Annotated in this window: 11 protein-coding genes and 1 tRNA gene; 9 read left to right on the forward strand and 3 right to left on the reverse strand. The window is 41.7% G+C overall.

Going from position 1 to position 13,746, the window contains the following annotated elements; translation table 11 throughout:
- Positions 1-577 precede the first annotated feature (577 nt).
- The 7 genes from KJB05_RS00830 (at position 578) to KJB05_RS00860 (ending at position 8,204) form a co-directional block, all read left to right on the forward strand.
- Entirely contained in the window at positions 578-1,048 is a 471-nt protein-coding gene (locus KJB05_RS00830; RefSeq protein ID WP_208446218.1) for a hypothetical protein, read from the forward strand.
- A 31-nt stretch (positions 1,049-1,079) separates the two neighbouring features.
- Positions 1,080-1,346 carry a hypothetical protein gene (locus tag KJB05_RS00835; protein WP_208446219.1) on the forward strand — a complete coding sequence of 89 codons (267 nt, stop codon included), beginning with the start codon at positions 1,080-1,082 and terminating at the stop codon, positions 1,344-1,346.
- Between the two features lie 229 nt (positions 1,347-1,575).
- Entirely contained in the window at positions 1,576-4,500 is a 2,925-nt protein-coding gene (locus tag KJB05_RS00840; protein WP_244142977.1) for a DNA polymerase, read from the forward strand.
- 248 nt (positions 4,501-4,748) lie between these two features.
- Entirely contained in the window at positions 4,749-5,381 is a 633-nt protein-coding gene (locus KJB05_RS00845) for a TerB family tellurite resistance protein (protein WP_208446220.1), read from the forward strand.
- 23 nt (positions 5,382-5,404) lie between these two features.
- Positions 5,405-7,006: a hypothetical protein gene (locus KJB05_RS00850; protein WP_208446221.1), complete on the forward strand. Its 1,602-nt coding sequence runs from the start codon at positions 5,405-5,407 to the stop codon at positions 7,004-7,006.
- The gene (locus KJB05_RS00855) at positions 7,006-7,794 is read left to right on the forward strand and encodes an ion transporter (protein WP_208446222.1); all 789 of its coding nucleotides are present in this window, start codon (positions 7,006-7,008) and stop codon (positions 7,792-7,794) included. Before KJB05_RS00850 ends, KJB05_RS00855 begins: the two co-directional genes overlap by 1 nt.
- Positions 7,795-8,115: 321 nt before the next feature.
- Positions 8,116-8,204 (forward strand) — tRNA-Ser (locus KJB05_RS00860).
- A 563-nt stretch (positions 8,205-8,767) separates the two neighbouring features.
- Here KJB05_RS00860 and pssA read toward each other — a convergent pair.
- Together pssA and KJB05_RS00870 are read right to left on the reverse strand one after the other, a co-directional pair.
- Entirely contained in the window at positions 8,768-10,108 is a 1,341-nt protein-coding gene (gene pssA / locus KJB05_RS00865) for a CDP-diacylglycerol--serine O-phosphatidyltransferase (protein WP_208446223.1), read from the reverse strand.
- Positions 10,109-10,179: 71 nt separating this feature from the next.
- Complete coding sequence (locus KJB05_RS00870) at positions 10,180-10,611, reverse strand: GNAT family N-acetyltransferase (RefSeq protein ID WP_199482694.1); 432 nt, start codon at positions 10,609-10,611, stop codon at positions 10,180-10,182.
- A gap of 101 nt (positions 10,612-10,712) precedes the next feature.
- Between KJB05_RS00870 and murB the strand changes: the two genes are divergently transcribed.
- Entirely contained in the window at positions 10,713-11,756 is a 1,044-nt protein-coding gene (gene murB / locus KJB05_RS00875; RefSeq protein WP_208446224.1) for a UDP-N-acetylmuramate dehydrogenase, read from the forward strand.
- Positions 11,753-12,718: a bifunctional biotin--[acetyl-CoA-carboxylase] ligase/biotin operon repressor BirA gene (gene birA, locus KJB05_RS00880; RefSeq protein ID WP_038897294.1), complete on the forward strand. Its 966-nt coding sequence runs from the start codon at positions 11,753-11,755 to the stop codon at positions 12,716-12,718. Before murB ends, birA begins: the two co-directional genes overlap by 4 nt.
- Before the next feature lie 20 nt (positions 12,719-12,738).
- Here the strand turns inward: birA and coaA are convergent, their stop codons facing one another.
- Positions 12,739-13,662 (reverse strand): type I pantothenate kinase, encoded by a 924-nt coding sequence (gene coaA / locus KJB05_RS00885; protein ID WP_039989388.1) that lies wholly within the window; start codon positions 13,660-13,662, stop codon positions 12,739-12,741.
- Positions 13,663-13,746 lie beyond the last annotated feature (84 nt).

The following is a 13,746-nucleotide window of genomic DNA, read 5'->3' on the forward strand; positions in this document are numbered from 1 at the left end:
ACTTTTTTTCGGTGCGGTTCGTAATTCTATGTAGTGTGAATACTTTGTCCCATAAGGGAGCTAGAGAGCAATTTCAGTTCTGGTAGTGCAATACGGTATGTATTGCTGATGTTTATCTCTCGATGTTGCTGTGATTGTTCTAACTAGAAGCACCTTTAATGATGCAACAGCAATGTCACCATAGCAGTAACAGTGTTTGAAATTTAGTACGTATATCTTCCTTAATTGTGTGAAACTTGTTCAAGTAGTTACTTTTTCAAATTTTTTTCGATGTGATTTTTGTGGAAAGCTCTCATTGGTTTTTTGATTCTATATGGAGTTAAAATGATTTTTTATTGATTGTAAGTGTTTGGTTGTTGATGTGTATAAAAGTATTTCACGTCAAGAATAAGCCACGAAATACTTTTGTGGTTGTTTTTTTGAGCTACTTTTCTGTTTGGGGTTTTATGTATAACCTCAAGCTCCATCTCCTCCTAACCTTTTGATTTTTATTGTTTATATTGGATTTTAAAGGGTTGTAACTTGGCTTTTATTACTCTAAGGTTCTCTTACTTTAAATAACCAGAGGAACTCTGAAATGGCTCGTTCAGCTAAAAAAATCAAGCGTGGCTTTACCGAAACACTGGATAAAAAATCAATTGAGAACAATCGTATTGTAAGCATTATTCGCTTGGACGGTCTCTTTATTTTCTTAGATAAGAAAGGACTGACAATTAGTTATACCAAGTTGAATCAAGATCAGGAGGGCAAGACCTCGAACGATGCAGATCAATGTACAGAGGCTTTGTTAGAAACCTCTAAGGTAAATCCGTTCTTCAATTTAGGGAAGAACACCCATGTCCGTCCTTCAGCCATTGAAGCTATAGAGAGTATTAATGGAAAGGATTACAAAGGGATCATTATTCGTGGTGAGGAGGATGCAATCTTATCATTCTTGCCTGTTCCCTTAGCTGAGAAGCGTGATCTTGCAGTAACTCAGCTCCATGCTGCTATGGAGAGCTTTGAAGCTGGTAAATTCGTACAGCCAGATCTAGCTGGCATTCTTTAAACACTTAATAGATCCATTTGAGGTAACTATTATGAAAACAGAGCTATTGGATATTATTGAAGAAAACTGCGCTGAAACTAAACAGGGAAAATCAACGGTTTATATTGAAATCCTAGAAGACAGTATCGACCAGTTTGAAAGTGAATACGGTGAGTTAGAACAGTCTGCTTATTTGATGAACTATGTGAAAAAATGTTTCCGCTCATCTATTGCAGAGAAGCAAGGGCGTGATTGTGCAGGGTACAAGCAGTTAATGAAGTTTGTAAAACGTTGGATTCGTGTCGTTAAGATGAAATAACTCAGACAATACAGAATAGGAGATATTTTCCTGCTTTAATTTGGTCTAGCAAACCACTGCCTTTGTGCGCACTATTCTACATCAGTCTTTTCTAAAATAGTCTCATTTCGAGCACCAGTCGCCTCAGCGCACTCCACTATTTCCAGTCATTACATATCCGATTACCGACGAAGCTGTCTGGTGAGGGATTGCTTCGTCTTTATTTCACCTAATACAAGGGTAATCGACGATGAATACTACCAAGAAACTAACCCAAGTGATGAATATCATCGAGGAAGAACAAAAGAGTGACTATCAAATTATGCGAGCAACTGAGCAGAACCTCAGTGATTGGTTAGGTTCGACATTCGTGAATAATCGTTCTCATTTGCTAGATGATCAGGTTGAAAAGTTTGAGGAAGAATTGCGAACTTATAAGCAAGCCAAAAAGAAGGTAGATGAGCAAATAAATCGCTATTTTGAGGGGCTTCGTTCAGAACCATGGTCTGCGATGCGTGGAAAAGGTAAAGCAGTTCATATTGCTATTGATTCAGAGTGGGTCTTTAACCCTGAAACCGAGAAGAACGATATTCTCTGCTACTCCTACAGCGTACAGGTCGGTGATAAAACCTTTAAAGGCGTGAAGCATACTGAGATGGCTAAGCTGATTAAAGAATGTCGTGATCAAGGGTTATCTAAAGAAGAAGAAATGTCTAAGCGCAAGCAACTAGCGAATCGCACCAAGAGTTACAAAGTCAATTTCGACAAGTTCATTCAGGAGTTACTAATCAAGGCAAAGTCTAAAGGTTACATCGACGAATGGCCTGAGTTTACCTTTATCTATGCCCATTTCTTGCGTGCTGATATTGCTTCTTTTGAGGAGTTTTGGAGTATCGGTGCGAAAAACAAGAACCATAAAAATTCCTTTTCAGCGGTTCAAGGCTCGATCACTTCGGGTCGCGGTTCTTATGGCATTGACCTCGCGTCTATCGGTCGCAGCAAGTACAAGACGGAAAATACCAAGTTCTATACTGGTTCGAACAATACCTTTGAAACCAAGGTGCGCTTCATCGACACATTACTGTTAAGCAGTAAAGCATCGCTTGATGACATCGGTGAGCTAGTGGGCATTCCTAAGATGACATTGGCTGACGGTATGATCTCTCGTATGGATGACTTGTATTGTGAAGATCAGAGCTTGTTTGATCGCTATGCCGTTCGTGATGCGGAAATTGCCTTGAAGTATGGCTTGCAAATGCAGAGGTTCGCACTGGTTGATATGCGTGAAGATACGGGGCTAGAGCTGAAGCAGTTACCCTCGACACTTGGTAACTTTGCTGTGTCGTTGTTCAAGCATACGTGCGGTGGTGTGAATGAGATGCACGAGTTCTTAGGGTACGAGAAACGTAAGGGTGAGTATTACCATGCTAAGAGTAATGGGATACGTAAATCTGTCACGGTAGCTAAGACAGTGAGCCGTGAGTATACCGACGCACTAGCCGTGAACTGCTTCTATGGTGGAGCGAACTTCGGAGCGTACTTTGGGGTAACAGAGCAAGGTGACTATAACGATTACGACTTATCGGGAGCTTACACTACGGCATTGGTCGATATTCTCGAAGCTGACTACACGAATTCGTTTGAGTCGAAGAATATTGAAGATTATCTCGGTCATACCATGGGCTTTGCTTATGTTCGTTTCAAGCATCCAGAGGGCATAAAGTGGGGGCTATTACCATGTCGCACTGATTTGCGTGGTATCTATTACCCATTAGAGGGGTCAACCTATGTGACAGCACCAGAGTTGCAATTGGCTCATGATGCAGGTGTAGAAATTGAGATTCTTCACGGTCAGGTGATCCCTTGGAAACAAGGCTCAGTATCTCAGTTTAAAGCATTTACTAAAATCATCCGTAAGCAACGTTCTAAGTATAAAAAAGAGGGCAATGAATTATATGACCAGCTTTGGAAGCTTATCGGGAATACACTTTACGGAAAGGTCGGGCAGGGGCTTCGGGAAAAGTCTGGTTTCGATATTTCATCAGGCTTGAGTAGTAAAATCCCATACTCACCAGTGACTAATGCTCATTATGCTGCTCATGCGACGGGGTTTGTTCGTGCCACGATGATGGAAATTATTCGTAAGCTAACGATGGATAATGACGTGCAAATCGTCAGTGCAACGACAGACGGTTTTCTTACTAATGCTACCCTTGAACAATTGGAGAGCTGTCTCGATGGTCCATTAGCAAAACGCTTTCAACGTATCTGTAAAGAGGTCAGCGGTGAAGACATGATGCAACTCAAGCACCATGCGAAGCAGATTATCTCGATGAAGACTCGTGGGCAATTAACCACTGAATTAGGTAACACTAAGCCAGTATGTGCTAAGGCAGGGGTAAAACCACTGAAAGGCGTTAACGAAAATGCTTGGATGGTTGAGTTGTTCTTAGACCGTTATCCGAAGCAGAAGATTGAACGTAGTCATTTGGCTTCGGCTCGTGATATGTGGTTAAAGGAAATGGACTTGGTTAGCATCCACACCGAGCAAACGCTGAATCTTGAATGGGATTTTAAACGCTGTCCTATAAACCCTCGTATGGTGAAAGTTCGTCACCCTAAAAGCGGTGAAATGATAGAGCATTTATCGTTCGATACGGTTCCATGGAATACCGTTGATGAGGGTTTAGATGCTCGTACTTACTTTGATGAGTGGCGCGTAAACAACTGCTTAAAAACGATGGAAGATTGGGACAATTGGATGGATTTCTACAAAGTTCGTCGTTATCTCAAGGGTACAAACGTTAAGTACCTAGAACATGGTTCAGAGGGCATTTTCAAGGTGCAGATGTTACGTGCTATCACTCAAGGTGGTTGGGGCTTACCTGCTGTACCACAACGAGCTCCACGTGGTTATTACCCAAGCTTGATGAAGAAATTGGCAGATGGTGGCATTCAATTAACCAGTACTCAGGACTTGAGCAATGCTAAGGGACGTAAGCTACTCGAATCAGCGTTGCCAATCACGAGTCGCATGTTGCCACTGCTTTCTTGGTTTGTTCGTAAGTATCCGATGGTGGATTTGACCTTGGTATTTCACCCTGACGAGATTGATGAAGCAGTATTGATGCTAGAAGAGTACAACCGAGAACATACTGAAAAACTTGTTGCTTAGTATATGGTAAACGAATGAAAGCCTGATTCCGAAAGGGATCAGGCTTTCATTTTATAACTTGTAGTAGCAATGTAGTGGTAGCGATTGCTGACATTCTCAGGTGAAATTTTGTTAGATGTATGCGTTTTGATTGCTTATTAAGCACTTGAGCTGTTGCTGAAAATATATGTGATGTAATTCATAGTTGTCTGTACTATTACTTGTTATTTTAAATATTACTATCTGTAACTGTTTGTAAGGAGATAAGTATGAGTTTTTGGAAAACAGCTGGTTGGGTGGCTGCTGGAATCGGGGCCGTAGTTGCTGCTCCAGTTACTGGTGGGGGTTCTGTAGCCGCATTAATTGGTGCTGCAGGCACGACTACAGCTGCAGGCGTTGCAGTCGGTGCGGCCGCTGGTTTAGCTGGAAGTGCTTTAACTGATGATTCTGAAGATAAAGCGAGAGCTGAAGGACGAAATCAAGGTCGTGCAGAGAATGCTGCAAAGGTAAATAAATTGAAGACGGCATTAGAAAAACAAGAAAAGCATTTTGGTGCGCATAAAGACTATGAAGATTACCTTGTTGCTTTAACCACTGTTGGTATGGCATGCGCTGCGTGTGATGGTCATATTGATCCAGTAGAAAGAGAAGATATAGACCTCTTTGTTGCTGGTATTGCAGGGACTAAGCTACCCGATTCTGTGAAAAATCGAATTCAAGAGGTTACCAAGTCAACTCCTTCATTTAACACAGCTTATGAAGCTGCTAAGCCCTTCATGAAAACCGCAGAAGATAAACAAAACTTTATTGATGTCATTGAATCAACAATTTATGCGGATGGTGATGTACATGAGCGTGAAGAGCGCTTTTTAGATGCATGGAAAACCAGAGCTGCGGCTTAACAAAAAGGTAGAGGAGTAGCCTTATGTCACGAGTAGATAAGTTCCGTAAACGTAAAGCATTGCTTAATGAGTTGCACTCTAAGCCGGACGTAAGGCTAGCTAAATCTCATTCTGAATTAGATGCGTTTTTGGAATCAGATATAGATCACGAGTTAATCAATTCCCAGCGCGAACAATCTGATTCGTTTTTTAGTAATCAGTATGATCTACATGTGTCTCATAGTGAAATTCGCAGCTACCTCGATATTTTAGATCAAGATTTCACGAGTCAAAGGTATGACGTCTTATTCGACTCGACTAAAGAAGTTGTAGTAGATCAACTATTAAGACCACTAGGGTTAAGTCGTAGAGATTTAGCTGCTAATGACAAGGAAGGCGGACCAGTTACTACTCTCAATAACTTCAAAGATGGAGTTACAGCAACGACAGAAGATGAAGCTAGCTATAAAGAATGGCAGAAATCTATTAATGATTTTGATGATAAGCCTTATAGAGGTAATGATTTTAAGAAAATTCGCAAGTCAAAATTACAAGAGGGTGGGCCACTAATTGATGGTTATAGTAATAAAGAGATTCCTAAAGACGGGAGGAGTCACCTTGAGCATATAACATCGGCTCATGAGATAGAGACAGATCCAAAGTCGCATTTAGGCATGAATTTAAAAGATCGTGTTGATATGGCTAGTGCGGATGAAAACTTAACGATGATTGATGCAAGTATGAATCAATCAAAGGGTGAGAAAGATCTCCAAGAATGGCGGCATTTGCAAAATTCTAAAGACAAAAGCAAAACTAATGGCGAATATTACGAAGTCGATGATGATTCTGCTAATCTGCAATACGCCAAGTCAAAGGGACATTTAAACAAGACAACGAGCAAAGAATATCATGGCAAACTCGTTAGAGAAACATTAGAAACGTCAGTAAGTGCCGCAAAGAATGTAGGCTTACAGCAAGCTATTGGTAGCCTATTCTCTGATTTGATTTCAGCTATTTTTGGCGAAGTTAAAGACATTTTCGCAAACGGCTTCAAGACATCTCCAGATCATGGTTTTTGGGTTTCTCTGAAAGAACGATTACAGCGTGTTGCTAAAAGTATTGTTGGAAATTGGGAGAGTGTACTTCGAGCGCTGCAGAATGGCATTCTTGGGGCTATTAACGCTTTTGTATCAAATATATGCACAGTTGTGATTAATACTTTAGTCAAAACTAGTAAGAACATGGTCAGGATCATCAGAGAAAGTTTCTTATCTTTGATGAAAGCATTAAAAGTTATGCTATCCCCTTCTCCAGGAATGTCTTTTAAAGAAGGAGCTCATGAAGCTAGTAAAGTATTGGCTTCAGGAGTTGTGGTTAGTTTGGGTATTTTTGCAGATGAAGCAATTTCAACATACTTGTCTGGCTTTGCAATTCCATTCTCTGATGTTATTTCAGGCGTTATCTCTGGTTTGGTTACTGGTTTAGGATCTTTATTAGTTGTTTACATGCTGGATAAGTTAGATCTATTCGGTGTAAATCATTCTCAGAGAATAAATTTTATTCAAGGTAGAATAAATGAGGACTTTGAAAAAGACTACCAAAGTGCGGAGGACATTATCAACCGCATGGGAGTAGTAACAATCTAATGACATCTTCTGTACTACAGATTAAAAAAATGAAAGGGATAGGGGAACTTCCTCTATCCCTTTTAATATTGCTTCAATGTATCATCTTCGCTATTGAGGTAAAAGTTGACGATAAAGAGCTAATGTCTGCAATTCAAATTGCTATTGACGGCTTGTTTTTAGTTGACTTATTTTATCGTGTACGTTGTACAGGAAAAGCATACTGGAAGAGTGTGTTTAATGCCGTCGATGCAAGTATTGTCATTATTAGCATTGCGGGACATTTATTTGCTCCTGGAATTCAATCTATAACCGCCCTTCGGGTAGTTAGATTGTTGCGTATGTTTCGCATATTAAAGCTAATACCTAACGTCGAGCATATCTTAGTCGGTATTGGTCGAGCATTGAAAGCATCAAGAGGTGTGTTTTTAATGCTCCTGATTCTGCTGGTCTTCTTTTCAATTCTTGGATATTTACTGTTTAGAACGTCGATCCCATCTCACTTTGCAGACCCACTTATAGCCAGTTATACCGTTTTCTCATTGTTCACGGTGGAGGGGTGGAATGAAGTTCCGTCACTAGTGACAATCGGTTCATTGGATTACTACTTGATCAGAGGGTATGTCATATCGGTTATCATCTTTGGTAGTTTCTTTGCTCTTTCATTAGCTAATGCCATCTTTATTGATGAAATGGTGATGGACAATAATACTGGTTTAGAGAGTAAAGTTGATAAATTAACTTCAGTCGTTGAGCACCAGAGTAAGCAGATAGAAGAATTGAAGGTGTTACTCAAGACTCGTACTTAGTTTATCAGAGTTAGACTGTCGAAATTAAATTTCAAATCCTGATAATGATAGGAGTGCAGCGCGATGACTATCAGTGATTACCAGAGTGGTATTGTCTGCTGAATGTTTTAGAAAATTCTCGGTGGGATGGTTTCGCTAATCGCTGGTGGAATTACCGCAATGTACCATTGCTACATACATAGTCGGAAATTTAGCTCTAAGCCTAGACGTGGTGCTAGTTGGCTAGTGATTCTCGATACGACTTGTCGATGAAATATCGTGGTGAGCACATTGCAGTACATTAGCTTGCGAAATTTTCATAAGGTACAAGCCAACATAACCAAGGGTGGTATTCGGTTATATCTTTATAGAGCGTAACCCATGGATTCCAAATCCGCGTGTTGGGAGTTCGAATCTCTCCACCCCTGCCATATTTAAGGCTCTAGTCGAAAGACTAGAGCCTTTTTCGTATCTGGAGAAAAGAATTCCAGCCTATTGGAAGAGTAACGGATTCCTCTAATATCAAAATAGCGCGTAGTGGGAGTTAGATCGCCAGCCTGCCCTAATCTTTGAGTCTAACCCGTGAAATATTTGAGGTTCTAGCAGAAATGCCGGAGTTTTTTGTTTCTGCCTCTTTCCTTGGTTGCTCTTTACCTGAAACCGCAAAATGAATCGAATCCTTGGAGTTATTGCTTAGCCCTCCCGCTTTAAGTACTCAAGTCTCCCGATAGAAACGTCGAAGCTAGGAAACACTATACGTCTGCTTACTCATTTGTTCGTCCAACAATTCCTTTCTAAAACAATTTAAGCCCATAGGTTAATGATCCTTTAGAAAGGGTTAGGGGGACGTGGACAGTTACGTTCTTTGATCTTACCGAGATAGAGCAGAGTGCTTACCGTTTGCTCTCTATAGTGGCTTGCTAATCCCTGATTACAAGTAACAAAAAAGCCCAGTATTTTCATACTGGGCTTCCTTATCACTTAAGTAGGCGTCTTAAAGAATACGTTTAAGCACGCCATCTGCTTTAATTCGTGTGATCTTACGAACCAGCTTCTGAACGCTTACTGGATAGTCTTCAACTTTTTCTAATTGTCTATATGTACAGATAAGCTGAGTATGTTCAAGAATGTTTGCAACTTCTTGCTCAAACTTGTCGGTCATCTTCGCGTAGTTATCTTGCACTAATAGACCATTTTCTAGGTCTAGAGACCATGCACGAGGATTCAAGTTATTACCAGTCATCAGCATGTAGCGCTTATCAACCCAGATACCTTTTAGGTGGAAGCTATTATTTTCATGCTTCCAAAGGTGGATAGACAGTTTGCGCGCAGCAATGCTTGCCTCGTTGGCTTTCGCAAATCGACGTAAGTTGAGTTCGTATAGATATGGTAGGCCGCCGATGGTCTTAAACTCTTCTTCCGGAGAGATATAGAAGTCGTTTGCTGTTTTATCACCCACTACGATAGTGACTTTTACCCCACGCTTCATTGCGCGTTTCACTTCGCGATTAATCGCTTTAGGGAAGTTAAAGTAAGGGGTGCAGATGAAAATTTCATTCTGAGCGGCAGCAAGCAGCTTAACGATTTTTTGATTAAGTAAATTACGACGTTTGCCTAGACCAACAAGCGGTGTGACTTTTACATCTTCTTCGCTAGCGAGTTCAGTTTCGAACTCATAGTTAGCGCGTGCTAATGAAGAGCGAAGTTGGCGGATGTCTGCTTTGATTTCTTTTGTTTCAGGCTTATCTTTGCCTGCTAGGTCGTTGACTGCAGGGTGAGCGATCATTTCGTCTTGGATGAATCTCACCATAGAGTCAGCTAATGCTTTGTGCTGAATGACATGGTAGCGGTCGAAGCGGTAACGATCGTTGTAGTGTAAATACACGTTATTGAGGCTAGCGCCGCTGTAAATCACGGTGTCATCAACGATAAAACCTTTAAGGTGAAGTACTCCAAAGACTTCCCTTCCACGCACTGGAATTCCGTAGACGGGAATAGAGTGTTGGTATTTCTTTGCGAACGCTTTGTAAAGTGCTGCGTTGCCTTCTGATGACTCTGCACCAATAAGACCTCGTTGCGCTCGGTGCCAATCTACACAGATATTGATGTCCAACCCAGGATTGCGCTGTTTCGCTTCATAGAGCGCTGTGAAGATTTCACGGCCAGCTTCATCATCTTCCAGATATAGAGCGACTAGGTAAATTCGCGACGTTGCTTTGCTGATCGCATCAAGAAGACGAGTTCTGAAAGTCTCTGCAGCATGCAGAACTTCGAAGTCTTCAGGCTTAACAGCGAGACTTGGCAACTGTTCGAATGGGTTCCTACTTACTATCATACCGGTGTGAGTACCTTAATTAAGTGCAATATTGCGAACCTGATATTTTACCAAAGATATGAATTCTATGGCTACAAAACCACGCCGTTTGGAGTGTCAGAAGTAATGAATTGCATTGGAATGAGATCTTTACCACTGTCTACATAGCGCAGATACGCCATTTTTAGAGAGTTGGGAAGTGCAGAGCTATCAATGGTTTCGAATCCGTGTTGAGTGTAATAGTGTTCTAAATGGTTAAAAGCAAAGCAATAATCGCCATCGTTGAAAACTGTGTTTTCACAATGAGTAAGCAAGGCATTCCCTACGCCTGTCCCTCTGTATTCAGGGATCACGAGCATACCTGTCAATAAGCGTGATTGCTCAATGGTCTTCAATCTTAGTAAAGCAATGATACTGCCCTCTAAGGTGGCGGTTACGATCAATTCGTCTCGCTTTGCTCTCCCTGCGGGGTAATGAGCTTTGTACAACCTCTTGATGAGAGGCAGTTTGATCGGATTTAACACTTCTATGATTAATGAGCTAGGTATTGTCACTGCGGCTAAAAGATAACTAATGTAGAATGTTCATAGTTTAAGAGAATCTCATCTGGCGTTGCAAATCCACTATGGAAATTAAGAAACACGCGAGCCTTAAGGCTTTTCACACATTTGGTATAGAACAAACTTGTGCGTATTTAGCGATCGTTGAATCTGTTGACGACGTGATACAACTCTTCCAAGACAAAGCTTATCAAGACATACCTAAGCTCTTCTTAGGTAAAGGCAGTAATATGCTGTTCACTCAGCACTATGAAGGCATGGTGATCATCAACCGTTTAATGGGTAAAACCGTGACTGAAACGGATGAGCATTACTTGCTGCATATTGAGGGTGGAGAAGATTGGCCTGATTTGGTCGAATGGAGTGTTAAGCAAGAGATGGGCGGCATGGAAAACCTTGCGCTTATCCCAGGGTGCGCGGGTTCGGCGCCAATTCAAAATATTGGTGCTTATGGTTTAGAGCTACAAGACATTTGCGAATATGTCGATATTCTGAATTTGACCAGTTTTGATACCAAACGAATGAGTGCCGAAGAGTGCTTGTTTGGTTATCGCGACTCTATCTTTAAGCATGAACTATATGAGAAGTGTTTTATTACTGCGGTTGGTCTCAAGTTGCCTAAGCAATGGAAAGCTATAAATCAATATGGCCCTCTACAAAGTATTCCAGAAGAAGAGCTCACCCCACTCGCTATTTTTGAACGTGTTTGCCAAGTGCGCATGGAAAAATTACCGGATCCTGCCAAAGTGGGCAATGCGGGTAGTTTCTTCAAAAATCCAGTGATCAGCCAAGATCATTATGATCAACTCATTCAGAAACATAGCAACATGGTGGCTTATCCAGCAAAAGAGGGGATGAAGGTTGCGGCTGGTTGGTTGATTGACCAATGTGGGCTCAAAGGCGTGTCAGTCAATGGGGCCCAAGTGAACCCATTGCAAGCTTTAGTATTAACCAATGTAGATAATTGCAGTGCTAGCGATGTGGTCGAGTTGGCTTCTTTAGTGAAGAAGACAGTTTGGGATAAATACCAAATTGAACTAGAGCATGAAGTCCGCTTTATGAATAGCAAGGGCGAGACCAATCTGGCTGAGATTGAGGCAATGCAATGAGAAAAGAACACTCAGTAAAATTGCATATTCTCAAGGCGCTCAGTGACGGAGATTTCCATTCAGGAGAAGCGCTAGGGCAGGAGTTAGGTATCTCTCGAGCTGCCATTGCTAAGCATATCAAAGGGCTTAATGATTGGGGGGTGGATATTTACCGTATCCAAGGGCGAGGCTATCAGTTAGCCCAGCCTTTGCAGTTGCTCGATGAGACTCAATTGCAAGCCAAAGTAGAGACGCCAATAGAGTTGATCTCGGTTATTGACTCTACTAACCAATACTTGCTTGATAAAGTGAATGAGTCAGACAAAGGGCGAGTTTGTCTTGCAGAATATCAGGCAAAAGGGCGAGGAAGGCGTGGACGCCAGTGGATATCTCCCTTTGGAACAAACCTTTACTTATCGATGTACTGGCGATTGGATGCTGGTATGGCTGCAGCGATGGGCTTGAGCTTGGTTGTTGGTATCGCTGCTGTAGAGGCAATAGAAAGCCTTGGTATTGATGGCGTGAAGTTGAAGTGGCCGAATGACATCTATTACCAAGATAAGAAATTGGCGGGTATTTTGGTGGAAATGTCGGGTCAGGCCGGTGGAGCAGCGCATTTGGTGATCGGCATGGGGTTAAATATCGGAATGCCAGATATGCAGCCAGAAATTGATCAACCTTGGACGACGCTGAACCAAGTGAGTGATGGTGTTTTGATTGACCGGACTCAGCTAGCGATAAAGCTAATCGAGCATTGGAAAAATGCGCTAGAAGAATATGAAATGGCAGGACTGGCAGGTTTTGTTGACCGCTGGAATCGTTTAGATAATTTTATTGGACGCTCAGTTAAGCTGTTGATGGGGCCAAGAGAGATTCATGGCATAGTGAAGGGCATCGACCAGCAAGGTGGGGTCGTGCTTGAGACTGAAAATGGATTGGAGACCTATGTTGGTGGAGAGATCTCCTTAAGGAAAAATGACTAGCCCCGTCATTAAGGATAAGGTTACTTTCTCAAAGAAACCTTATCCACTAAATGGCTTGGACCTTTATGCAGAATCAAATGAGCTCTTTCACGAGTTGGAAGGATATTGTGTTCTAAGTTCAACCCGTTGATTGAATGCCATATGTCTTTAGCTTTATTCTTCGCCTCTTCTACAGACAGCTGGGTATAGTGGCTAAAGTATGAGCCTGGCTTAGTAAAGGCACCTCTACGAAACTTCAAGAATCTTTCTATATACCATTGCTCAATGGTGTCTGTTTCTGCATCCACATAGATAGAAAAATCTAGGAAATCAGAAACAAATACGCGATGCGGATCGTGCGGGTAATCCATACCGCTCTGTAAAACGTTTAACCCTTCAATGATTAACACATCAGGACGATCCACCTTTTTCTTTTCGTCTGTAATGTCGTAAGTGATATGCGAATAGACAGGCACTTCTAAGTTAGGCTGGCCAGCTTTTACATCAGAAACGAATTCTACCAAGCGTTTGATATCGTAAGACTCGGGAAAGCCTTTACGATGCATGATGCCTTTATCTTCTAATACTTTCTTTGGATATAAGAAACCGTCTGTTGTCACTAAGGCGACTTTAGGGTGGTTCTCCCAGCGAGAAAGCAGGGCTTTAAGAAGTCTCGCTGTCGTGCTTTTCCCTACAGCAACGCTTCCCGCAATACCAATCACGAATGGTGGAGCGTGCTCTTCCGTATTCAGGAATTCCTGTAGGACGGAGTTGCGACTTTGACGAGCTTGAACGTATAAATTCAATAGACGAGACAAAGGAAGGTAGATCTCTACCGCTTCCTCCATAGTGAGGTTTTCATTAATGCCTTGAAGCGCTTTTAAGTCGTCTTCAGAGAGTGTCATAGGAACAGAATTACGTAACTCTGCCCATTCAGCACGGTCAAATGACAAAAATGGACTCATGGATCTCTTTTATCCTTGGTTTCATAGAGAGCAAGAACATACAACAAGCTCCGAGCAAAGCAAACGACAAAGCTCGAAAGTTTG

It is taken from the genome of Vibrio sp. B1ASS3 (genome assembly GCF_905175355.1).
GTDB lineage: Bacteria > Pseudomonadota > Gammaproteobacteria > Enterobacterales > Vibrionaceae > Vibrio > Vibrio owensii.

Excerpts from the sequence above, each read along its gene's own strand:
- KJB05_RS00835 (WP_208446219.1), top strand. The coding sequence starts at position 1,080 with ATGAAAACAGAGCTATTGGATATTATTGAAGAAAACTGCGCTGAAACT.
- KJB05_RS00830 (WP_208446218.1), top strand. The coding sequence starts at position 578 with ATGGCTCGTTCAGCTAAAAAAATCAAGCGTGGCTTTACCGAAACACTG.
- KJB05_RS00850 (WP_208446221.1), top strand. The coding sequence starts at position 5,405 with ATGTCACGAGTAGATAAGTTCCGTAAACGTAAAGCATTGCTTAATGAG.
- pssA (WP_208446223.1), bottom strand. The coding sequence starts at position 10,108 with ATGATAGTAAGTAGGAACCCATTCGAACAGTTGCCAAGTCTCGCTGTT.
- KJB05_RS00845 (WP_208446220.1), top strand. The coding sequence starts at position 4,749 with ATGAGTTTTTGGAAAACAGCTGGTTGGGTGGCTGCTGGAATCGGGGCC.
- murB (WP_208446224.1), top strand. The coding sequence starts at position 10,713 with ATGGAAATTAAGAAACACGCGAGCCTTAAGGCTTTTCACACATTTGGT.
- KJB05_RS00855 (WP_208446222.1), top strand. The coding sequence starts at position 7,006 with ATGACATCTTCTGTACTACAGATTAAAAAAATGAAAGGGATAGGGGAA.
- birA (WP_038897294.1), top strand. The coding sequence starts at position 11,753 with ATGAGAAAAGAACACTCAGTAAAATTGCATATTCTCAAGGCGCTCAGT.
- KJB05_RS00840 (WP_244142977.1), top strand. The coding sequence starts at position 1,576 with ATGAATACTACCAAGAAACTAACCCAAGTGATGAATATCATCGAGGAA.
- coaA (WP_039989388.1), bottom strand. The coding sequence starts at position 13,662 with ATGAGTCCATTTTTGTCATTTGACCGTGCTGAATGGGCAGAGTTACGT.